We start from the raw sequence: 21,810 nt of genomic DNA, 5'->3' as shown, positions 1-21,810 counted from the left end.
CGGGTGCGTGGGGCTTCTCGCGCAGTTCCCCGCGCCCCTGAAAAGCAGGGGCTGCGCCCCCTGCTTTTCAGGCCCGCAGGGGCCTGAAAGCCACGAGGCGCCCCCGTCCTACAACCCGTACCGCTCCCGCGCTTCCTTCACCGCCGTCGCCTTGACCTCACCACGCCGCGCGAGCTGCGCGAGCGCCGCGACCACGATCGACTCGGCGTCGACACCGAAGTGGCGGCGGGCCCCCTCGCGGGTGTCCGAGAGGCCGAAGCCGTCGGCGCCCAGCGACGAGTAGTCCTGCTCGACCCACTGCGCGATCTGGTCCGGGACCTGGCGCATGTAGTCGGAGACCGCCAGCACCGGGCCCTCGGCACCGTGCAGCGCCTGACGGACGTACGGCACCCGCTCCTCACCCCGCAGCAGCGCGGCATCCGCCTCCAGCGCGTCGCGGCGCAGCTCGGTCCAGGAGGTCGCGGACCACACGTCGGCGGCCACACCCCACTCCTCGGCGAGCAGCTTCTGCGCGTTCAGCGCCCAGTGGATCGCCGTGCCGGAGCTCAGCAGCTGGATGCGCGGGGCGTTGGCGGCGGCCACGTTCACGCCCGCCGACTCCGCCGTGTTGAAGCGGTACAGGCCCTTGACGATGCCCTCGTCGATGCCGGGCCCGGAGGGCTTCGCGGGCTGCGGCAGCGGCTCGTTGTAGACGGTCAGGTAGTAGAAGACGTTCGGGTCCTCGCCCGGGGCGGCCTCGCCGTACATCCGGCGCAGACCGTCCTTGACGATCGTCGCGACCTCGTAGGCGAACGCCGGGTCGTACGTCAGCGCCGCCGGGTTGGTCGCCGCGATCACCGGCGAGTGGCCGTCGGCGTGCTGCAGGCCCTCGCCCGTCAGCGTCGTACGGCCGGCCGTGGCGCCGACGAGGAAGCCGCGGCCGAGCTGGTCGCCGAGCTGCCACATCTGGTCGGCGGTCCGCTGCCAGCCGAACATCGAGTAGAAGATGTAGAACGGGATCATCGTCTCGCCGTGCGTCGCGTACGACGTCGAGGCGGCGATGAAGTCGGCCATGGAACCGGCCTCGGTGATCCCCTCGTTGAGGATCTGCCCGTCCTTGGCCTCCTTGTAGTACATCAGCTGGTCACGGTCGACCGGCTCGTACGTCTGGCCCTTGGGGGAGTAGATCCCGAGGGAGGGGAAGAGGCTCTCCATGCCGAAGGTGCGGGCCTCGTCGGGGACGATCGGCACCCAGCGGCGGCCGGTCTGCTTGTCGCGGACCAGGTCCTTGACGAGGCGGACGAAGGCCATGGTCGTCGCCACGTTCTGCGAGCCGGAGCCCTTGTCGAAGGCGGCGAAGGTCTTGTCGGCGGCGGCCGGGAGGGGGGCCAGGGCGTGCGTACGGCGGGCCGGGGCGGGACCGCCGAGCGCGGCGCGGCGCTCCTGGAGGTAGCGGACCTCGGCGGAGTCGGCGCCCGGGTGGCCGTAGGGGACCACACCGTCGACGAAGTCGCTGTCCTTGATGGGGAGTTCGAGCAGATCACGCATCTGCTTGAACTCGTCCGTCGACAGCTTCTTCATCTGGTGGTTGGCGTTCTTCGACGCGAAGCCCTCGCCGAGGGTGAAGCCCTTGACGGTCTGGGCCAGGATCACGGTCGGGGCGCCCTTGAACTCGACGGCGGCCTTGTACGCGGCGTACACCTTGCGCGCCTCGTGACCACCGCGCGAGAGGTGGAAGCACTCAAGGATCTTGTCGTCGCTGAGCAGCTTCGCCATCTCGACGAGCGCCGGGTCCTTGCCGAAGAAGTCCTGGCGGATGTAGGCGGCGTCGCGTGTCTGGTAGGTCTGCACCTGCGCGTCCGGCACCTCGCGCAGCCGGCGGACGAGCGCGCCGGTGGTGTCGAGCTGGAACAGCTCGTCCCACGCCGAGCCCCACAGCGACTTGACCACGTTCCAGCCGGCGCCCCGGAACTGGGCCTCCAGCTCCTGCACGATCTTGAAGTTCGCGCGGACCGGGCCGTCGAGGCGCTGCAGGTTGCAGTTGATGACGAAGGTCAGGTTGTCGAGACCCTCGCGGCTCGCCAGGGCGAGTGCGGCCGTCGACTCGGGCTCGTCCATCTCGCCGTCGCCGAGGAACGCCCAGACGTGGGAGTTCGAGACGTCCTTGATGCCCCGGCTGGTCAGGTACCGGTTGAAGCGCGCCTGGTAGATGGCGGAGAGGGGGCCGAGGCCCATGCTCACCGTCGGGAACTCCCACAGCCAGGGCAGGCGCCGGGGGTGCGGGTACGACGGGAGGCCGTCGCCGCCCGACTCGCGGCGGAAGTTGTCCAGGTGGGACTCGTTCAGTCGGCCGTCGAGGAAGGCGCGGGCGTAGATGCCGGGGGAGGCGTGGCCCTGGATGTAGAGCTGGTCGCCCGAGCCGTCGGCCTCCTTGCCCTTGAAGAAGTGGTTGAAGCCCGTCTCGTAGAGCCAGGCCGCGGAGGCGAAGGTGGCGATGTGGCCGCCGACGCCGTATTTGGAGCCACGGGTGACCATCGCCGCCGCGTTCCAGCGGTTCCACGCGGTGATACGGCGCTCCATCGCCTCGTCACCGGGGATGCCCGGCTCGGCGGCGGTGGGGATGGTGTTGACGTAGTCCGTCTCCAGGAGCTTGGGCAGCGCGATGCCGTTGCCCTCCGCGCGCTCCAGGGTGCGGCGCATCAGGTACGCCGCGCGGTGCGGCCCGGCCGCCTTGGTGACGGCGTCCAGGGAGGCCTGCCATTCGGCGGTCTCCTCCGGATCGCGGTCGGGGAGCTGGTCGAGCGCGCTCGGCTGGATGGCGTTGGGGTCGGTCATTGCGCCGCCTCCTCAGTCGAAGGGGGTTCCCTCATCGGTAAGGGTTCGGGGGGTGCCCTTGGTCTTTGGCAGGACAGGGCGCGGACCTCGGTGGAGGTCCGTCGGCGACTGTAACCCGCTGATCGATGATCGATCAAAGGGTTGCGGGCAAAATATCTTGATCACGAGAAAGTCGGCACGGGGTGCCTCCGGCGGTGGCACCGGGTGACCTCTGCGGTCCCGGGTTTGTGCAGGTGGGGCGGCGTTTGAGCGGGGGTTCGCTCAGGGGGTGCGTTGTCGTCCGCGGGTCCGGTGGGGCCTCTCGCGCAGTTCCCCGCGCCCCTTAGAAGCTCCGGGCGCGACCCGTGCCGGTAAGGGGCGCGGGGAACTGCGCGACCAGCCCCCACCGGACCGTCAGCCGAAAACGCGCCCCGAACTACGCAGGCTCGTCGTCCGTGTGCGGGGCGCAGCCCAACACGTGGGCCTTGACCAGGTCCGCGATCCGCGGGTCACGGCGACGGAACGCCGCGACCAGCTCCTCGTGCTCCTCGGCGTACGACTGCTGCACCGTCCCCAGCCACCGGATCGACAGCGCCGTGAACACCTCGATCCCCAGCCCCTCCCACGTGTGCAGCAGCACCGAGTTGCCCGCCGCCCGCACCAACTCACGGTGGAACGCCACCGTGTGCCGCACCTGGGACGTCCCGTCCGCGTTGCGGTCCGCCTCGTACAGCGCGGCCACATGCGGCTCCAGGGCCGAGCAGTCCTCCGCCAGCCGCTCCGCCGCAAGCTCCGCCGCGATCGCCTCCAGACCGGCCCGCACGGGGTAGCTCTCCTCCAGGTCCGCCGCGGTCAGATTCCGTACCCGTACGCCCTTGTTCGGCGCGGATTCGATCAACCGCAGCGACTCCAGCTCGCGCAACGCCTCCCGCACGGGAGTCTGGCTGACCTCCAGCTCCGTAGCGATCCGCCGCTCCACGATCCGCTCACCCGGCTTCCACCGCCCGCTCACGATCCCCTCCACGATGTGCTCGCGGATCTGTTCGCGCAGCGAGTGGACGACGGGCGCGGTGGTCATGCGGGCTCCTTCGGGGAGGGACCGGCGGGGGGACGGGCCCCAAGGGCGTTGACCTCTAGACAATAAAGCCGTGGCCCTCCGGTGGAGAGGCGCATGAGGGTGCTTTCGCGCAGGTGAGACGAGACTTACACGCTCCCACGGAGGGTCCGTTTGTAAAGACCCGTACCGGCCAGGCGCCGGGGCCTCGTCCCGGACCCGGCGCGAACACGGCGGTGCCCCGCCCGGAGAACTCCGGACGGGGCACCGCCGCAGCGTGTGTACGCGGGGACTACAGGCCGAGCTCGACCTCGAACTCGCCCGCCTCCAGGATCGCCTTGACGGCCGTCAGGTAACGGGCCGCGTCGGCGCCGTCGACCAGACGGTGGTCGTAGGAGAGGGTCAGGTACGTCATGTCGCGGACGCCGATGACCGTGCCCTCCTCCGTCTCGATCACGGCGGGGCGCTTCACCGTGGCGCCGATGCCGAGGATCGCGACCTGGTTCGGCGGCACGATGATCGTGTCGAAGAGCGCGCCGCGCGAACCGGTGTTGGAGATGGTGAAGGTCGCGCCGGAGAGCTCATCCGGCGTGATCTTGTTCGCCCGGACCTTGCCCGCCAGATCGGCGGTGGCCTTGGCGATACCGGCGATGTTGAGGTCGCCCGCGCCCTTGATGACCGGGGTCATCAGGCCCTTCTCCGAGTCCACCGCGATACCGATGTTCTCGGCGTCGAAGTAGGTGATCGTGCCCTCGTCCACGTTGATCCGGGCGTTGATCGGCGCGTGCGCCTTCAGCGCCTGGGCCGCGGCCTTGACGAAGAACGGCATCGGGGAGAGCTTGACGCCCTCACGCGCCGCGAACGAGTCCTTGGCCCGTGCGCGCAGCTTCATCAGCCGCGTGACGTCGACCTCGACGACCGAGGACAGCTGCGCCTGCTCGTGCAGTGCCTTGACCATGTTGTCGCCGATGACCTTGCGGATGCGCGGCATCTTGACGGTCTGGCCACGCAGGGGCGAGGCCTCCAGCGTCGGCGCCTTCTTCGCGGCGGAAGCCGGAGCGGCAGCAGCGGCCGGAGCCGGAGCGGCCGCGGCGGCCTTCGCGGCCTCGGCGGCGGCGATGACGTCCTGCTTGCGGATACGACCGCCGACGCCGGTGCCCTTGACGGAGCCCAGGTCGACGCCGTTCTCGGCGGCGAGCTTGCGCACCAGCGGGGTGACGTACGCGCCCTCGTCGGTCGCCTGGGCGGCGGCCGGCGCGGGAGCGGCCGGAGCCGGGGTGACCGGAGCGGGCGCGGCGGCGGCCGGAGCCGGGGCAGCGGCGGCGGGCGCCGGAGCCGGAGCGGCGGGAGCCGCCGGCGCGGGGGCCGGAGCCGGAGCCGCGGGGGCGGCCGGGGCGGGCGCGGGGGCCGGGGCAGCGGCGGCGGGCGCCGGAGCCGGGGCGGCCGGGGCAGCCGCCGGAGCGGCACCCGGGGCGCCGATGACGGCCAGCTTGGCACCGACCTCGGCCGTCTCGTCCTCGGCGACCGTGATCTCCAGGAGCACACCGGAGGTGGGCGCCGGGATCTCGGTGTCGACCTTGTCCGTGGAGACCTCGAGCAGCGGCTCGTCGGCCTCGACGGAGTCGCCGACCTCCTTCAGCCAGCGGGTGACGGTGCCCTCGGTGACGGACTCGCCGAGCGCCGGGAGGACCACGTCGGTGCCCTCGGCGGAACCGCCGCCGGTGGCCGCCTCGGCGGTCGGGGCGGGCGCGGGGGCGGCCTGCTCGGTGGAGGGCGCGGCCGCGGCGGGCTCGGGGGCCGGAGCCGGAGCCTCCTCGGCGGCGGGGGCCGGGGCGGCGGCGGGCGCGCCCGTGCCGTCGTCGATCAGGGCCAGCTCGGCGCCGACCTCGACCGTCTCGTCCTCGGCGACCTTGATGGAGGCCAGGACACCCGCGACGGGGGAGGGGATCTCGGTGTCGACCTTGTCGGTCGACACCTCCAGCAGAGGCTCGTCGGCCTCGACGCGCTCACCCTCGGCCTTCAGCCAGCGGGTGACAGTGCCCTCGGTGACGCTCTCGCCGAGCGCCGGAAGGGTTACGGAAACCGCCATGGTTTCTGTTGCTCCTTAACGATTGCGGAAGTCTGGATCGTCGCTTCGTCGACCGAGGGGTCAGTCGTGCGAGTGCAGCGGCTTGCCCGCGAGGGCCAGGTGGGCCTCGCCGAGCGCCTCGTTCTGCGTCGGGTGGGCGTGGATGAGCTGGGCGACCTCGGCGGGGAGGGCTTCCCAGTTGTAGATCAGCTGGGCCTCGCCCACCTGCTCGCCCATGCGGTCGCCGACCATGTGGACGCCGACCACGGCACCGTCCTTGACCTGGACGAGCTTGATCTCGCCCGAGGTGTTCAGGATCTTGCTCTTGCCGTTGCCCGCGAGGTTGTACTTCAGAGCGACGACCTTGTCCGCGCCGTAGATCTCCTTGGCCTTGGCCTCGGTGATGCCCACGGAGGCGACCTCGGGGTGGCAGTACGTCACCCGCGGGACACCGTCGTAGTCGATCGGCACGGCCTTCAGGCCGGCCAGACGCTCCGCCACCAGGATGCCCTCGGCGAAGCCGACGTGCGCGAGCTGGAGCGTCGGGACCAGGTCACCGACGGCGGAGATCGTCGGGACGTTGGTGCGCATGTACTCGTCGACCAGGACGTAGCCGCGGTCCATCGCGACGCCCTGCTCCTCGTAGCCCAGACCCTGCGAGACGGGGCCGCGGCCGACGGCGACGAGCAGCAGCTCGGCCTCGAACTCCTTGCCGTCGGCGAGGGTGACCTTGACACCGTCCTCGGTGTACTCGGCCTTCGAGAAGAAGGTGCCCAGGTTGAACTTGATGCCGCGCTTGCGGAAGGCGCGCTCAAGAAGCTTGGAGGAGTTCTCGTCCTCGAGGGGCGCCAGGTGCTTGAGGCCCTCGATGATCGTGATGTCGGTGCCGAACGACTTCCAGGCGGAGGCGAACTCGACGCCGATGACACCGCCGCCGAGGACGATCGCCGACTTCGGCACCCGGTCCAGGACGAGGGCGTGGTCCGAGGAGATGATCCGGTTGCCGTCGATCTCCAGGCCCGGCAGCGACTTCGGCACGGAGCCGGTCGCCAGCAGGACGTGACGGCCCTGGACACGCTGGCCGTTGACGTCGACGGAGGTCGGGGAGGAGAGACGCCCCTCGCCCTCGATGTAGGTGATCTTGCGGGAGGCGATCAGCCCCTGCAGGCCCTTGTACAGGCCGGAGATCACACCGTCCTTGTACTTGTGCACGGCGGGCACGTCGATGCCCTCGAAGGTGGCCTTCACACCGAACTGCTCGCTCTCGCGGGCCTGGTCGGCGATCTCGCCCGCGTGGAGCAGGGCCTTCGTGGGAATGCATCCCCGGTGCAGGCAGGTGCCGCCGACCTTGTCCTTCTCGATCAGGGCGACGTCCAGGCCCAGCTGAGCCCCGCGCAGGGCCGCGGCGTAACCACCGCTACCACCGCCGAGGATCACTAGGTCGAAAACGGTGCTGGCGTCGTTCGCCACGTCACGTCCTCCATGCATGTGCGCCGTACGCCGGTCGTCCACGACCGCGCGGCGGCTGGGTCCGGCCGCTCTTCTTCGGCCCTGTGGTGGGGGCCCTGTCCTGCCGAGCCCCATCTTCGCACTTGTCGGGAAGGAACGAGACGCCGGGCCGGGGTGTGAGACACCACACGCTCACTTGAGAAGGAGGGAGTGGGCGGCGCGCCCTTCGGGGGCGCGGGGAACTGCGCGATCAGCCCCCACGCCCCCGCACCCGCCGTACTGCCGACCGGACCGAGTCGCTAGGCGGACATCACCCCAGGTCGCCGGAGGCCGCCCGCTCGGCCAGCCGCACCAGCGTCCGCACGGCCGTCCCGGTCCCGCCCTTGGGGGTGTACCCGAAGGGACCGGACTCGTTGAACGCCGGCCCCGCGATGTCCAGGTGCGCCCAGGTGATCCCCTCGCCGACGAACTCCTTCAGGAAGAGCCCGGCGACCAGGCCACCGCCGTAGCGCTCGCCCATGTTCGCGATGTCGGCGGTCGGGGAGTCCATCCCCTTGCGCAGGTGGTCCGGCAGCGGCATCGGCCACGCCGGCTCGCCCGACTCCTCGGCCGCCTCGTGCACCGCGGAGCGGAACGCGTCGTCGTTGGCCATGATCCCGAAGGTCCGGTTGCCCAGCGCCAGCATCATCGCCCCGGTCAGCGTCGCCACGTCGACGATCGCGTCCGGCTTGTCCTCGGAGGCCTTGGCGAGCGCGTCGGCCAGCACCAGCCGGCCCTCGGCGTCGGTGTTCAGCACCTCCACCGTCTTGCCGCTGTACATGCGCAGCACATCACCCGGGCGGGTGGCGGAGCCGGACGGCATGTTCTCGGCGAGGGCGAGCCAGCCCGTGATGTTGACCTCCAGCTTGAGCCGGGCGGCGGCGACGACCGCGGCGAACACGGCGGCGGCACCGCTCATGTCGCACTTCATCGTCTCGTTGTGCCCGGCGGGCTTGAGGGAGATACCGCCCGAGTCGTAGGTGATGCCCTTGCCGACGAACGCCAGGTGCTTCTTCGCCCGGGAGCTGGTGTACGACAGCTGCACCAGCCGGGGCGTGGCCGCCGAGCCCGCGCCGACGCCGAGGATGCCGCCGTAGCCGCCCTTGGCGAGCGCCTTCTCGTCGAGGACGGTCACCTTGATGCCGTGCTCCTTGGCCGCGGTCTGCGCGACGGCGGCGAAGGCCTCCGGGTCGAGGTCGTTCGGCGGGGTGTTGATCAGGTCGCGGGCGCGGTTCAGCTCCTCGGTCACCGCGATCGCGCGCTCGACGGCCGCCTTGTGGGCCTTGTCGCGGGGCTTCGCGCCGAGCAGGGTGACCTCGGCGAGCGGCGCCTTGCCGTTCTTCGCCTTCGCGTCCTTGCCCTGCTCCTTGTAGGCGTCGAACGAGTACGCGCCGAGCAGCGCGCCCTCGGCGACGGCGGCCACGGCGTCGGCGGACTCGACGGGCAGCGTGAACGCGGCCTTCTTCGTCCCGGACAGGGCACGGGCCGCGGCACCGGCTGCGCGGCGCAGCGCCTCCGCGGCGAACGCGCCGTCCTTCGCGGGCACCGCGCCCAGGCCCACCGCCACCACGAGCGGCGCCTTGAAGCCGGACGGCGCGGGCAGCTTCGTCACCTCGCCCTCCGCGCCCGAGGCGCCGAGGGTCGTGAGGACATCGGCCAGTCTGCCGTCGTACGCCTTGTCCACGGCCTCGGCACCCGGCGCTACGACCGGTGCCTCGGCGCCCTTCGCGACACCGACCACGATCGCGTCGACCCGGAGGCCCGGCGCGGCGGCGGTGCTGAGAGTGAGAGCAGTCACGGTGGTGAAATCTCGCTTCCGATTGAGTTTCGGTGGCCGAACGGATGGGTCGACGTGCCGAGAACGAGCCTAGGCCCTTGTTCGGCCCATCGGACCTGGGTCGTCGGCCGGTTGCGCTCCCGCCGTCCGTACACCGTCCGCGCGGAGTCCGCTGCGACCAGCCTCCCCGACTTTCCGCTCCGGCCGTGCAGGGAGATCCCCATGTCTTCGGCATAGGGGGATCCCTTGTCGCCGGGAGGGGGATCGCGCGTTCCGTGGTCCGCGCGGAGTCCGCCGCGGGTCTCCGCGCGTAGCGTGCCCACCGGATTTCGATCACTCCTGCGGGCGTTCACCCCTATGTGGCTTCATGGTCATTTTCGTGCCTCGTACGCCCCTGACCTGGGACACACTCGTCCCGCCGGTGAGTGATCAACTCATCGGTCCACATCATTTCCAAGGACTGCCCTCGGCATGCGCTTCGGTCCGGCCGAGGGTCATCTTTCTTCGGGAGGGGCGAACATGACGCACAGCGTGCCCGGATGGAGGAGCGCCGCCGCGGTCGTGGCGAGCGCGAGCCTGCTGGCGGCGGGCGTGGGCATACCCGAAGCGTCGGCCGCCGCCGCACCGCGTGTCGACCTCAGGGTCCTGGTGCTGGACAACGGCGACAGCCCCGTGCGGGCCATCGCGGAGGAACTGAAGAGCACCGGCGTGCCGTACACCCGCGTCGACCTGAACGACACCGCCCGCCCGACGATCACCGCGGCCTTCCTGAGCGACACCGTCGGCGGCACCCCGCGGGCGAGGTACCAGGGCGTGGTCCTGCCCAACGAGGCCCCCTTCGGCGAGGGTTCGGCCGAGCAGACCGCCCTGGAGACGTACGAGCGGACGTACGGCATCCCGCAGGTCGACGCCTACACCTGGGCGCACCCCGGGGTCGGGCTCGACTACACCAGCGAGGGCGGCTGGGCGGGCTCCCTCGACGGCCGCGAGGCCACGGTGACCGCCGCCGGGAAGGCCGGCCGCTTCGGCTATCTGGACGGGCGGTTCACCTTCGAGGACAACTCCGCGTCCACGCAGGAGAGCTACGGCTTCGTCGCCCGGCCCCGCCCCGGCTACACCAGCTACGTCGACCTCCCGGTGCCCGGCGGCAGCGGCCGGGGCAGCCTGGTCGGCGAGTACGCCCACGACGGGCGCCGCGAACTGGTCGTCACCTTCGCCTACAACCAGCACCAGCGGCAGTTCCGGGTGCTGGCCCGGGGCATCGTCGAATGGCTGACGGACGGCGTGCATCTCGGGCGGAACCGCAACTACTTCGCCGTCCACGTCGACGACGTCTTCGCACCCGACAGCCGCTGGGACACCGAGCACAACTGCACCCCCGGCAGCTTCAACTGCGGTGACGGGGAGGGCGCCGGGACCGAGCCGATCCGGATGACCGCCGCCGACGCCGAGTACGCCCGGCAGTGGCAGCAGTCCAGCGGCTTCACCCTCGACATGGTCTACAACGGGGGCAGCGGCGAGGAGTGGAAGGCGGCGAACGGCGGCACCGACGCCCTCACCGACCGGCTGCTCGCCGACCGGGCCGCGTACCGCTGGATCAACCACACCCACACCCACCAGTACCTCGGCTGCGTCCAGGACACCTCGACCGTCCCGTGGAGCTGCGCGAAGAACGCGAACGGCACCACCCGCTATCTGAGCCGCGCCGACATCGCGAAGCAGATCCGCGACAACCACGACTGGGCCGTCGCGCGCGGCCTCGCGGTGCGGCGCGACGAACTGGTGACGGGCGAGCACTCGGGTCTGCGGACGCTGCCGCAGCAGCCGGACGACAACCCGAACCTCGCGGGCGCCCTCGCCGACAACGGTGTCAAATGGATCGCCTCCGACAACTCCCGTGAGCCCGCCCAGCGCCCGGTGGGCGCCGCGCTGACCGTGCCGCGCCACCCGATGAACGTCTACTACAACGTGGGCACGGCCGCCGAGATGGCCGACGAGTACAACTGGGTCTACACCTCGGCGGCCGACGGCGGCAGCGGGATCTGCGAGAACAACGCGACCTCCACCTGCCTGGCCGCCCCGCTGGACCCGGCCACCGGGTACGCGGCGCACATCGTCCCGCAGGAGGTCCGCACCGCCCTGCTGCACATCGTCGGCAACGACCCCCGGCCGCACTACGCCCACCAGTCCAACCTGGCCGAGGAGCGCCTGCTCTACCCGGTCCTGGACCAGGTGCTCGCCGACTACCGGGACCTGTTCGCCACCGACACCCCGCTGGAGAGCCCCCGGCAGAGCGCGGTCGGCGCCGAGCTGAAGCGCCGGGCCGCCTGGCAGACCGCCGTCACGAACGGCACGGTCACCGCGTACCGGATCGGTACGGCGGTGACGGTGAAGGCACCCTCCGGGACCGAGATCCCGGTGACGGCACCGAAGGGAACCGTCCAGCAACTCCCGCTCGGGACGACCGCGTTCGGCACCCCGTACGCGGGAGCCCGCTCGGCCTGGACGACGCCGGCGGCACTGCAGTCGGCCGTGAAGCTCAAGTTGCCGTAGAGCGCCCCCGAAGAGGCGCGGGGAACTGCGCGATCGACCCCCACGGACCCGCAGCCGGGGTCGGGCCCGCAGTTCCCCACCCATCATCCGCACGACAGCAACGGGGGGAGCAGCACAGCCATGCGCGACGGCCGCCACGTCACCATGCTCACCGAAGGCACCTACCCGCATGTCCACGGAGGGGTCAGCACCTGGTGCGACCAACTCGTCCGGGGCATGCCCGACGTCGAGTTCCACCTCGTGTCGCTCACCGGAACCGGCCGCGAACCCGTGACCTGGGAACTGCCGCCGAACGTGTACCGGCACACCTGTGTACCCACCTGGGGCCCGCGCCCCGGCCGCGCCCGCGCCCCGTACGGCGCGGCCCGCCGCCGCTTCACCGACTCCTACGAACGGCTGCTGCTCTCCGTCCTCGACCCCGAGGCGCCCCGCGACTTCGGCACGGCCCTGTACGAACTCGCCGCGCTGGCCCGCGACGGACACCTGTCGGCGGCCCTGCGCACCGAGTCCGCGCTGCGCTCGCTGATGTGGATCTGGACGATGCCGCACCTGGCGACGGCCGCCGCGCACCCCACGGTCCATGACGCGCTCACCGCGACCGACCTGCTGGAACACGCCCTGCGCCCACTCGGCGCCCGCATCCCGGAGGACTCCGTGGCCCACGCGGTCAGCGGCGGTCTGGCCACCCTGCCCGCGCTCGCCGCCCGTGAGCTGGACGGCGTACCGTTCCTGCTCACCGAGCACGGCATCTACCTCCGCGAGCGCTACCTCGGCCAGCGCGGCAGCGGCCAGCGCTGGCCGGTGAAGGCCTTCATGCTCGGCTTCCACCGCGAGCTGACCCGGCTCGGCTACCGCGCCGCCGACCTCATCACCCCCTGCAACCAGTACAACCGCCGCTGGGAGGAGCGCGGCGGCGCCGACGCCGACAGGATCCGCACGGTCTACAACGGCGTCGACCCGGCCGCCTTCCCGCACGCGGGACCCGAACCCGAGGTGCCCACCCTCACCTGGTGCGGGCGCGTCGACCCCATCAAGGACCTGGAGACACTGCTGCACGCCTACGCCCTGGTCCGCGCCGAGATCCCCCGGACCCGGCTCCGGCTGTTCGGGCCCGTGCCGCCCGGTGGCGAGGGGTACCGCACCGAGCTGGAGAAACTCGCCGCCGACCTGGGCGTCACGGACGGGCTCACCTTCGAGGGCCGGGTCACCGAGGTCCGGCGGGCCTACGCCGCCGGGCACATCGTGATGCTCTCCTCCATCTCCGAGGGCTTCCCGTTCTCCCTGATCGAGGCCATGTCCTGCGGCCGTACGACCGTGTCCACCGATGTCGGCGGGGTCCGCGAGGCGGTCGGCGACACCGGGATCGTCGTCCCGCCGCGCGAACCGGAGGCGATGGCCGCCGCCGCGCTCACCCTCCTCCGCGACGACGAACTCCGCCTGGCACTGGGCGAGTCGGCGCGCCGGCGGGTGATCGACCGGTTCACCCTGCGCCGGTCCGTGGACGCCTTCCGCACGATCTACCGGGAGCTGGCGGGCCGGGACCAGACCGTGTACGCGCCCGCGCCGGCGACGGTCGCCGACTGGACCGTCGAACTGCGCGACCCCTGGTACCACTCCGCGCCGACGGACGGAGCCGACCGGTGAGCCACGACCCGTCCACGCCCCCGGGACCCCGGCCGGGCACCCTCCCCGCCGTCCCCCGGCAACGCAGACCACGCTGGGCCGAGCCCGACCCCGTCGACCAACTCGCGGACCGGCACCGCGAGTTCGTGGCCGCCGCCGTCCACCCGGACGAGATAGCCGCACTGCTGGAGTCCGACGGCATGTCGGACGACCGGACCCGGGAACGCTACGGCTGCCGCAACTCCTTCGCCCTGGCCGAGGAGCTGTACGAACGCGTCGAGCGCGCCCACCCCGAACCGGCGGGCCCCGCGCCCGACCCCTGGCGGATCGGTCTGCTGGGCTGTCTGCTGCGCGGAGTGGTCTTCGCCCTCCCCGGCCTCGCCTACGTCCTCGGCGCCCCCCTGCTGACCGGCCCCCGGGACGGTTCCGGCCTGCCCGCCGGTACGGTCCCGCTGCTGGCGGGCGCCCTGTGCGGCTGGATGTGGAACCAGGGGCTCGCCCACCGGGCGTACTCCTGGCTCGGGCTGGGCGATGGTGACGCGTGCCGCCGCTCCTTGGCCGTCGGCGCCCCGGCGGGCGCGCTGCTCTGCACGGCGGTCGCCTGTCTCGCGGCGGGTGACGGCGACCCGGGCGCGGTGGTCTTCGCCGCCGGGGAGGCCTGCTATCTGGGCGCCGCGACCGTCCTGCTGGTCCTGGGCCGCGAACGGGCGCTGCTGCACAGCCTGTCGCCGATGGCGGCGGGCGCGCTGTTCGCCCTCGTCCAGCCGGTGCCCGTCTGGGCGCGGCTCAGCCTGCTGGCCGGTTCCCTGGTGGCGGTCGTGCTCCTGGCGACCCACGAAGTGGCGCCCGCCGTACGGCAGTCGCGGTTCCGAGGAGTCACTCTCCCCGGCGCCGCCGGCGGTTCCGAGGCGAAGGCCCAGGCCTCGCCCCGGCTCGCCGCCTCCCTGCCGTACGCCTTCTTCGGGCTCGGCATCGGGGTGCTGGTGCTGTACGCGGCGGTGGGGGACCTGATCGCCCACGAGGGGAGCGGTTCGGTCGCGACCCCCGCCGCCGTGGCGCTCACGCTCAGCATGGGCCCCGCCGAATGGCTGCTGTACCGCTTCCGCAGCGGAGGCCTCGCCGGACTGCGCTCCACCAGCACCCCGGGCGCCTTCTGGCGGGCCACCACGGTCACCCTGGTCCAGTGCCTGGCCGGCTACCTCGTCTCCCTGCTGGTCCTGGCCCACGCCACGGCCGGGCTGTGGCCCGACGCCCCACGCCTGGACGCCGTCCACTTCGCGGGACTGCTCCTGCTGGGCGCGGTGCTCTGGACGGGCCTGCTGCTCCAGTCGTTCGGCGCGGTCCTCGGCGCCGCCGCCGTCTGCTGTGCCACGGCCCTCGCCCAGACCCTGGCCCTGGCGACGCATCCGGGCGACCCGCACGGCGCCGGACTGCTCGTGTACGGCGGCGCGGCGGCACTCCAGGCATGCCTGGTCTGCGGACTGCTGGGGAGGGCGACGGCACACCGATGAGCACACCGGCCCCCCTCCGCCCCTCCCTGCTGGTCCCCTACTACGAGCACCCCCGCGACCGCCCCGCCGAATGGGACGCCCTCGTCGCCGCCGCGCCCCTTCTGTACGGCGTCGTCCTCAACCCGGCCTCCGGTCCGGGCGACGCCCCCGACCCGGCGTTCCTCCGGGTCGCGGGCCGGCTGCGGACGGCCGGCGTACGGCTCCTCGGCTACGCCGACACCGGCTACGGCCGCCGGCCCGTCGCGGAGGTCGTCCGCGAACTGGCCCGCTACCACGCCTGGTACGGCACCGACGGCACGTTTCTCGACCAAGTGGCCGCCGAACTCGGCGGGTTCGACTACTACCGGCGGCTGGCGGCGGCCGTCTGGGGCGCGGGCGCCGCCACCCTCGCCCTCAACCACGGCACCCCGCCGCACCCCGCGTACGCCAGGATCGCCGACCTCGTCGTCACCTTCGAGGGCACCTGGGAGACGTACCGGGACCAGCCGCCCGAGCCCTGGCCCGGCGGCACCCGCGGCCTCGGCGCGCGGGTCTGCCATCTGGTGCACGGGGTGCCGCCGGACATCGACGTCGGCGCCCTGGCCCGGGCCCGGGGCGCCTCCGTGCACTGCGCGGTACCCGGCGTGGGGGATCATCCCTGGGGTACGTTGCCGCACTCCCTGGAGCCCACCCGATGAGCCGCGCCCCCGCCCGCAGCGCCCTGTTGACCCTGCTCCTGCTCGTTGCGGGGTGCACGACCGCGCCCGACGACGAGCCGGGCACCGGAGGCGGGAGGGGCGGGGGCACCCGTTGGCGGCCCGAGCCCGGCACCGCGTGGCAGTGGCAGCTCAGCGGGCGCCTGGACACCTCCGTCGACGTCCCCGTCTACGACATCGACGGCTTCGACCACTCCGCCGGCACGGTCGCCGGCCTGCACGACGACGGCCGCAAGGTCATCTGCTACCTCTCCACCGGCGCCTGGGAGGACTGGCGCCCGGACGCCGACGACTTCCCGAAGTCGGTGATAGGCGAGAGCAACGGCTGGGAGGGCGAGTACTGGCTCGACATCCGCGAGACCGAGGTCCTCGAACCCCTGATGGCCGCCCGCATCGACATGTGCGCGGAGAAGGGCTTCGACGCCGTCGAGCCCGACAACATGGACGGCTACCGCAACAGGACCGGGTTCCCCCTCAAGGCAGCCGACCAGCTCCGTTACAACCGCCTCGTCGCCCGCCTCGCCCACGACCGGGGCCTCGCGGTCGGCTTGAAGAACGACCTCGACCAGATCCCCGAACTCGTCGACGACTTCGACTTCGCGGTCAACGAACAGTGCGCCCAGTACGACGAGTGCGAGGACCTCACCCCGTTCATCGAGGCGGGCAAGGCCGTCTTCCACGTCGAGTACGAGCTGCCGACCGGCGACTTCTGCCCCGAGGCCCGGCGCCTGGAACTCAGCTCGCTGCTGAAGAAGTGGGAGCTGGGGGTGTGGCGGAAGGCCTGCTGACCCCGGGGGAGGGGCTCAGCCGAAGGTGAGGACCACCAGCGCCGCCGTCGCCGCCGTCTCCGCCAGGCCGCCGAAGACATCACCGGTGACACCGCCGAACCGCCGTACGCAGTGGCGCAGCAGGAGTTCGGCGGCACCGCAGCCGAGGACGACCGCGAGGACCGTACGGGCGAGGTCGTACGGTCCGAAGAGCGCCCCCGCGCCCGCCGCCGCGCCCCCGACCGCGACGGTCGCGAGCAGCGCGCCCCGGACCGGGACCACCCCCGCCACCGCCGCCCCCAGCCCCTCCGGCCGGGCGGCGGGCACGCCGGCGCGCGCGGCCAGGGTCAGGGCCAGCCGGGCGGTGGTCGCCGAGACGGCCGCCGCGAGGGCGCCCAGCGCCCAGGACTCGCCGTACGCCTCGGTGAGCGCGGCGACCTGGGCCAGGAGCACCAGCACGAGGGTGACGACCCCGAACGGTCCGATGTCCGACTGCTTCATGATCCGCAGGGCGTCCTCGGCGGGCCTGCCGCTGCCGAGGCCGTCGGCGGTGTCGGCGAGCCCGTCCAGATGCAGGCCCCGGGTGAGCGCCGCCGGTACGGCGACGGAGGCCACGGCGGCGAGCAGCGGTCCGGCGCCCAGGAGCAGCAGCAGCCCGCCGAGCGCCGCCGAGGCCAGGCCGACGACCAGCCCGGCGAGGGGCGCGCACAGCATCCCGGCGCGCGCCGCGTCGCGGTCCCAGCGGCGCACGGTCACCGGCAGCACGGTGAGGGTGCCGAACGCGAAGCGCAGACCGTCGGCGGCGGTGGCCGTGGCCGGGGGAGCGGGATCGGGGGTCGTGGACACCGGCGCAGGCTACCCGGCGGAGCGGACGGCCTCGGCGGCGGCCGGGGACCGTGCTGGATAAAGTTCGCATATGGGTCACTGGTGGGAGCGGAACATCATCGAGCCGGGCAAGCTTCCCCTGCTGCTCGCGCTCACCGCGTTCATACTGACGTTCCTGATCACCCGGGTCATCACCCGTATGATCCGCGCGGGCAAGGGCCCCTTCCGCAACATCAGCGGCAGCGGCGGCGTCCACATCCACCACGTCGTGCCCGGTGTCGTCCTCACCGTCGCCGGCGGCTTCGGCTCGGTCGCAGGCGACGGCCACGGCTTCGGCGCGCTGCTCTCCGCCGTGCTGTTCGGCATGGGCGTGGGCCTGGTGCTGGACGAGTTCGCGCTGATCCTGCACCTCGACGACGTGTACTGGAGCGAGGCGGGCCGGCAGAGCGTCGAGGTGGTGGTGCTGACGGCCGCCCTGGTGGGCCTGATGCTGGTCGGCTTCCTCCCCTTCGGCGTCAACGACCTCGACGACGAGGAACTCCAGGACCGGGGCGCCGTCATGGCCACCATGGGCTCGAACTTCCTGATCGCCCTGATCGCCCTCGCCAAGGGCAAGACCCGCACCGCGATCTTCGGTGTGATCATCCCGTTCATCGCCCTCGTCGGCGCCGTCCGCCTGGCCCGCCCCGGCTCCGCCTGGTCCCGGCGCTTCTACCGGCGGCGGCCGCGCGCCCGCGCCCGCTCCTGGAAACGCGCCTACCGCCACGACCGCCGCTGGACGGGCCCCAGCCGCCGTCTCCAGGACTGGATCGGCGGCACCCCGGACGCGCCCCCCGCCCTGGAATCGGCGACCCGCCCCTCGCTGCCCCCGGGCGGCTCCCCGGCTCCGCCGGACCCGCCGCGCCCGTCCGCTCCCGCCGCCCGACCCGGTCCGCCCGACCCGCCGGAGCGCCGTTGACGTACGGCCTCGGCCGCGCACACCACCAGCACCGCCGCGATCGCCGCCAGATGCTCCTTGCCCGCGAGGTTCTCCTTCACCAGCACCTCGACGGCCATCGCCACGACCACCGCGCCCGCGGTCACGTAGGCCCGACAGCGCCACCCCACGTACACCGCGAGCCCCACCACGGCCGCCGAGGGCCCCGTGTCCACGACCCGCGCGTCCGAGGCGGGCAGCCCCACGAGGAACGCGTCCGGGCCGAGCGCGATGCCCACGCGCGCGTACAGCGTGCCGGCCAGCGTGGCGACGTACGCGAGCGCCAGGGTGCGCCGCCTCCCCAGACAGATCTCCGCGATCCCGAACACGATCAGGATCTGCGCCAGCGCACCCCACACGGGCAGATCCAGCGCCGGTACGAACAGGGAGAGCGGGGTGCGCAGCAGCGCGAGCCCGAGCGGGTCCTCGGCGCGTACGGCGCCGACGTCCTCGATGAACCGGTAACCCCAGGACCGGCTGTGCACGAGGTGGACACCGGCCGCCAGACAGACGGCGGCGAGCGTCAGGGGGATCGACCGCAGCGGGTGCCGCGCGAGCGCCGGGCGCACGGTGTCGTACAGGAACCCCCATTCGGCGCGGGCCCAGCGGGCGGCCCTGTTCATGCTCGTCGTGTCCTCATCCTGCTCATGCCCTCATCCGTGCGGCTCCAGGTGTCTGCGGCGCAGCCACCTCGGCAGTCCCGGTGCCTCCAGGAAGCCCTCCGCGCGGGCCGAGGCGATGGCGATGCGCGGCAGATCCGCGCTCTTCTCGAAGAGCAGGAACCGCGGCTCCCAGATGGGCCGGTACTTGGCGTTGGCCCGGTACAGCGACTCGATCTGCCACCAGCGCGAGAAGAAGCTGAGCAGCGACCGCCACAGCCGCAGTACCGGCCCGGCGCCGAGGCGCCCGCCACGTTCGAAGACCGAGCGGAACATGGCGAAGTTGAGCGAGACCTGCGTGATCCCGATCTCCCCGGCCCGCTGGAGGAGTTCGATCACCATGAACTCCATCAGCCCGTTCTCCGCGTCGCGGTCCCGCCGCATGAGGTCGAGCGAGAGCCCGCGCGGCCCCCAGGGCACGAAGGACAGCAGCGCCCGCGACTCCCCGTCGCCGTCGGCGCATTCGAGCATCACGCACTGCCCGTCGCCGGGGTCGCCGAGCCGCCCGAGGGCCATGCTGAACCCGCGCTCGGTCTCCCCGTCCCGCCAGTCGTCGGCCCGGCGCAGGAGATGCGCCATCTCGTTTTCCGGGATGTCGGCATGACGCCGGATCCGGACGGTGTACCCGGCCCGCTTCACCCGGTTGTAGGCCTGCCGGACGGTCCGCATGGCCCGTCCGTCGAGCGTGAACTCGGCGGTCTCGACGATCGCCTCGTCGCCCAGTTCCAGCGCGTCCAGCCCGTGCCGCGCGTACACGGTGCCCGCCTCCTCGCTCGCCCCCATCACCGCCGGGATCCAGCCGTGCGCCCGCGCCTCGGCGAGCCAGGGCTCGATGGCGCCGGGCCAGGCCTCGGGATCGCCGATCGGATCGCCGGAGGCGAGCGAGACCCCGCCCAGCACGCGGTGGACGACCCCGGCCTTGCCCGTGGGCGACCACACGACGCTCTTCTCCCGCCGCAGCGCGAAGTAGCCGAGGGAGTCCCGGTCGCCGTTGCGCTCCAGCAGCGCCCGCAGCCGCGCCTCGTCGTCCTCGGTGAGCGGGTCGACGGCGCGCCGGGAGCGGAAGGCCGCGTAGAACACGGCGAGGACCAGCAGGGTGCTGAGCATGTTGATGATGACGTTCACCCAGGTGGGCGTGGTGATCCCGACGAAGCCGGAGTCGTCTGCGGCGACCGAGACCAGCCGCAGGGCGCCGTACCCCCAGCGGTCCCAGAACGACGAGCGGTGCGCGTCGTCGGCCTCGTTGGTGACCGTGACGAGGAGTGCGGCGAACAGGGAGCAGACGAGCAGGCCGCCGAGCGCGACGGCGGTGGCGAGCCGGGGGTTGGACCGGTCGCCCTTGGCGTAGAACTCCCGCCGCCCCAGCAGCAGCGCGACCACGAAGGCGGCGGTCAGCGCGGTGGACACCCAGTTCTGCGCGTGCTGCCGGATCTCGTCGAACGCCATCGCGAACAGGAACAGCAGCAGGAAGAACCCGCCCAGCACCAGGTTCAGAATCCACGCCGCCCGCTTCCGGCGCCGCATCGTGATCGCCAGGAACGTCGTGAACACGCCCGTCGCGAATCCTGCCGTCAGCAGATACGGGGTGAAGTAGTCCTCCGTGTTGTGCCGCCGCAGATCCTGGCCCAGCGACACCCACACGGCCCCGAGGACATTGACGAACGCGACGACCCGCAGATACCAGACGGCGAAGCCGGCGGCCCGCCGGGACCGGACATTTCCCATGCAAGGGGATATTAGGGTGCGGGTCCCGTTTTCGGGCGCGGGTACGGGGGCACGGGGCGCAGCCCCTGCTCTTCAGGGGCACGGGGCGCAGCCCCTGCTCTTCAGGGGCACGGGGAGCCGCGCGAGAAGTCCCACCGGAGCCGCACCCGACCACGCCCCCGGGGGCAAGCGGCGGACTACGTCGCGTCGTACTCCTCGGCGGGATGCTTCTCCCCGGTCTCCTTCACCGGCTCCGCCGGCGGAGCCTCCCGCTCGGGCAGCTCCGCCGCCAGCGCCGAGGCCGCCCGCACCAGCGGGAGCGCCAGCAGCGCGCCCGCGCCCTCGCCGACCTTCACCCCGTGGTCGAGCAGCGGCTCGATGGCCATCCGGTCGAGCGCCTTGGCCTGCGCCGGCTCCCCGCTGCTCTGCCCGGCCAGCCACCAGTCCGGCGCGCGGAACGCGACCCGCTGGGCGACCAGCGCACACGCTGCCGACACCACACCGTCCAGGATCACCGGCGTCTTGCGCACCGCGCTCTGCAGCAGGAACCCGGTCATGGCGGCGAGATCCGCCCCGCCCACGGTCGCCAGCAGCTGCAACTGGTCCCCGAGGACCGGCCGGGCCCGCCGCAGCGAGTCCCGTACGGCCGCGCACTTGCGCATCCACGCCAGATCGTCGATCGCCCGCCCGCCGCGACCCGTGACCACGGACGCGTCGGTCCCGCACAGCCCGGCCACGAGCACCGCCGCCGCCGTCGTCCCGCCGACGCTCACATCGCCGAGGACGACGAGATCGGTCCCGGAGTCCGCCTCCTCGTCCGCGAGGGCGACGCCCACCCGGAACGCGGCCTCCGCCTCCTCCGCCGTCAGCGCGTCCTCGACATCGATCCGTCCCGACCCGCGCCGCACCCGGCGCCGCACGACCTCGGCGGGCAGCGCCTCGGGGTCGCAGTCGAGCGCGAGATCCACCACGCGTACGGGGACGTCGAGCTGCCGGGCCAGCACCGCCACCGGGCTGCTGCCGTCGAGGACGCCCCGCACCAACTGGTCCGCGGTGCCCGCGGCCCGCGCGGAGACGCCGAGTTCGGCGATCCCGTGGTCGCCCGCGAACAGCAGCACCCGGGCCTGGCGGACGGGCCGCACCGGCACGGCCGACTGCGCCGCCGCCAGCCACTCACCCAGTTCGTCGAGGCGGCCCAGCGCCCCGGCCGGCACGATCTGCCTCTCCCGCCGCGCCTCGGCGTCGCGGCGCACCCCACCGTCGGGGCGCTCGATCAGATCGGTGAAGTCGTCGAGATTAAGCGAGCTCATTCGCCGA

The 21,810-nt window shown here is 72.6% G+C and carries 14 protein-coding genes; 6 read left to right on the top strand and 8 right to left on the bottom strand.

Annotation, left to right across the window (positions count from 1 at the left end):
- Positions 1 to 108 precede the first annotated feature (108 nt).
- The 5 genes from aceE to J8M51_RS16590 all read right to left on the bottom strand — a co-directional run bounded on the left by aceE (position 109) and on the right by J8M51_RS16590 (position 9,201).
- The gene (aceE, locus tag J8M51_RS16610) at positions 109 to 2,814 is read right to left on the bottom strand and encodes a pyruvate dehydrogenase (acetyl-transferring), homodimeric type (RefSeq protein ID WP_267299243.1); all 2,706 of its coding nucleotides are present in this window, start codon (positions 2,812 to 2,814) and stop codon (positions 109 to 111) included.
- A 415-nt stretch (positions 2,815 to 3,229) separates the two neighbouring features.
- On the bottom strand, positions 3,230 to 3,871 hold the full coding sequence (locus J8M51_RS16605; RefSeq protein ID WP_045555398.1) for a GntR family transcriptional regulator: 642 nt from the start codon (positions 3,869 to 3,871) through the stop codon (positions 3,230 to 3,232).
- Positions 3,872 to 4,139: 268 nt separating this feature from the next.
- Positions 4,140 to 5,936 carry a 2-oxoglutarate dehydrogenase, E2 component, dihydrolipoamide succinyltransferase gene (sucB, locus tag J8M51_RS16600; RefSeq protein ID WP_267299242.1) on the bottom strand — a complete coding sequence of 599 codons (1,797 nt, stop codon included), beginning with the start codon at positions 5,934 to 5,936 and terminating at the stop codon, positions 4,140 to 4,142.
- A gap of 60 nt (positions 5,937 to 5,996) precedes the next feature.
- The gene (lpdA, locus tag J8M51_RS16595; protein ID WP_216591203.1) at positions 5,997 to 7,385 is read right to left on the bottom strand and encodes a dihydrolipoyl dehydrogenase; all 1,389 of its coding nucleotides are present in this window, start codon (positions 7,383 to 7,385) and stop codon (positions 5,997 to 5,999) included.
- Between the two features lie 289 nt (positions 7,386 to 7,674).
- Complete coding sequence (locus J8M51_RS16590) at positions 7,675 to 9,201, bottom strand: leucyl aminopeptidase (RefSeq protein WP_086760512.1); 1,527 nt, start codon at positions 9,199 to 9,201, stop codon at positions 7,675 to 7,677.
- Between the two features lie 498 nt (positions 9,202 to 9,699).
- On the opposite strand from J8M51_RS16590, the gene J8M51_RS16585 reads away from it, so the two are divergent.
- The 5 genes from J8M51_RS16585 to J8M51_RS16565 all read left to right on the top strand — a co-directional run bounded on the left by J8M51_RS16585 (position 9,700) and on the right by J8M51_RS16565 (position 16,350).
- Complete coding sequence (locus J8M51_RS16585; RefSeq protein ID WP_086760515.1) at positions 9,700 to 11,733, top strand: hypothetical protein; 2,034 nt, start codon at positions 9,700 to 9,702, stop codon at positions 11,731 to 11,733.
- A gap of 120 nt (positions 11,734 to 11,853) precedes the next feature.
- Complete coding sequence (pelF, locus tag J8M51_RS16580) at positions 11,854 to 13,377, top strand: GT4 family glycosyltransferase PelF (protein WP_267299241.1); 1,524 nt, start codon at positions 11,854 to 11,856, stop codon at positions 13,375 to 13,377.
- Positions 13,374 to 14,867, top strand: a complete 1,494-nt coding sequence (locus tag J8M51_RS16575; RefSeq protein WP_267299240.1) for a hypothetical protein — start codon at positions 13,374 to 13,376, stop codon at positions 14,865 to 14,867. Before pelF ends, J8M51_RS16575 begins: the two co-directional genes overlap by 4 nt.
- Entirely contained in the window at positions 14,864 to 15,544 is a 681-nt protein-coding gene (locus J8M51_RS16570) for a spherulation-specific family 4 protein (protein ID WP_086764625.1), read from the top strand. The genes J8M51_RS16575 and J8M51_RS16570 overlap by 4 nt, the downstream gene beginning before the upstream one ends.
- Positions 15,541 to 16,350: an endo alpha-1,4 polygalactosaminidase gene (locus J8M51_RS16565; RefSeq protein WP_267299239.1), complete on the top strand. Its 810-nt coding sequence runs from the start codon at positions 15,541 to 15,543 to the stop codon at positions 16,348 to 16,350. Before J8M51_RS16570 ends, J8M51_RS16565 begins: the two co-directional genes overlap by 4 nt.
- Before the next feature lie 15 nt (positions 16,351 to 16,365).
- On the opposite strand, the gene J8M51_RS16560 is transcribed toward J8M51_RS16565, so the two are convergent.
- Positions 16,366 to 17,175 carry an adenosylcobinamide-GDP ribazoletransferase gene (locus J8M51_RS16560; protein ID WP_216591199.1) on the bottom strand — a complete coding sequence of 270 codons (810 nt, stop codon included), beginning with the start codon at positions 17,173 to 17,175 and terminating at the stop codon, positions 16,366 to 16,368.
- A 70-nt stretch (positions 17,176 to 17,245) separates the two neighbouring features.
- On the opposite strand from J8M51_RS16560, the gene J8M51_RS16555 reads away from it, so the two are divergent.
- A complete protein-coding gene (locus J8M51_RS16555) occupies positions 17,246 to 18,112 on the top strand; it encodes a hypothetical protein (RefSeq protein ID WP_267299238.1) in 867 nt (288 codons plus the stop codon).
- 671 nt (positions 18,113 to 18,783) lie between these two features.
- Here J8M51_RS16555 and J8M51_RS16550 read toward each other — a convergent pair.
- Together J8M51_RS16550 and cobT are read right to left on the bottom strand one after the other, a co-directional pair.
- Entirely contained in the window at positions 18,784 to 20,514 is a 1,731-nt protein-coding gene (locus J8M51_RS16550) for a phosphatidylglycerol lysyltransferase domain-containing protein (RefSeq protein ID WP_086758977.1), read from the bottom strand.
- A 176-nt stretch (positions 20,515 to 20,690) separates the two neighbouring features.
- On the bottom strand, positions 20,691 to 21,803 hold the full coding sequence (gene cobT / locus J8M51_RS16545; RefSeq protein ID WP_086758976.1) for a nicotinate-nucleotide--dimethylbenzimidazole phosphoribosyltransferase: 1,113 nt from the start codon (positions 21,801 to 21,803) through the stop codon (positions 20,691 to 20,693).
- Between the last annotated feature and the right edge of the window lie 7 nt (positions 21,804 to 21,810).

Origin of the sequence: Streptomyces griseiscabiei (assembly GCF_020010925.1) — a bacterium.
GTDB lineage: Bacteria > Actinomycetota > Actinomycetes > Streptomycetales > Streptomycetaceae > Streptomyces > Streptomyces griseiscabiei.
This window is presented reverse-complemented; position numbering and strand designations above follow the sequence as displayed.

Bases quoted from the DNA above. Each gene is read 5' to 3' on its own strand.
- J8M51_RS16565 (WP_267299239.1), top strand. From the start codon at position 15,541: ATGAGCCGCGCCCCCGCCCGCAGCGCCCTGTTGACCCTGCTCCTGCTC.
- J8M51_RS16550 (WP_086758977.1), bottom strand. From the start codon at position 20,514: ATGGGAAATGTCCGGTCCCGGCGGGCCGCCGGCTTCGCCGTCTGGTAT.
- J8M51_RS16570 (WP_086764625.1), top strand. From the start codon at position 14,864: ATGAGCACACCGGCCCCCCTCCGCCCCTCCCTGCTGGTCCCCTACTAC.
- aceE (WP_267299243.1), bottom strand. From the start codon at position 2,814: ATGACCGACCCCAACGCCATCCAGCCGAGCGCGCTCGACCAGCTCCCC.
- J8M51_RS16585 (WP_086760515.1), top strand. From the start codon at position 9,700: ATGACGCACAGCGTGCCCGGATGGAGGAGCGCCGCCGCGGTCGTGGCG.
- cobT (WP_086758976.1), bottom strand. From the start codon at position 21,803: ATGAGCTCGCTTAATCTCGACGACTTCACCGATCTGATCGAGCGCCCC.
- J8M51_RS16555 (WP_267299238.1), top strand. From the start codon at position 17,246: ATGGGTCACTGGTGGGAGCGGAACATCATCGAGCCGGGCAAGCTTCCC.
- sucB (WP_267299242.1), bottom strand. From the start codon at position 5,936: ATGGCGGTTTCCGTAACCCTTCCGGCGCTCGGCGAGAGCGTCACCGAG.
- pelF (WP_267299241.1), top strand. From the start codon at position 11,854: ATGCGCGACGGCCGCCACGTCACCATGCTCACCGAAGGCACCTACCCG.
- J8M51_RS16605 (WP_045555398.1), bottom strand. From the start codon at position 3,871: ATGACCACCGCGCCCGTCGTCCACTCGCTGCGCGAACAGATCCGCGAG.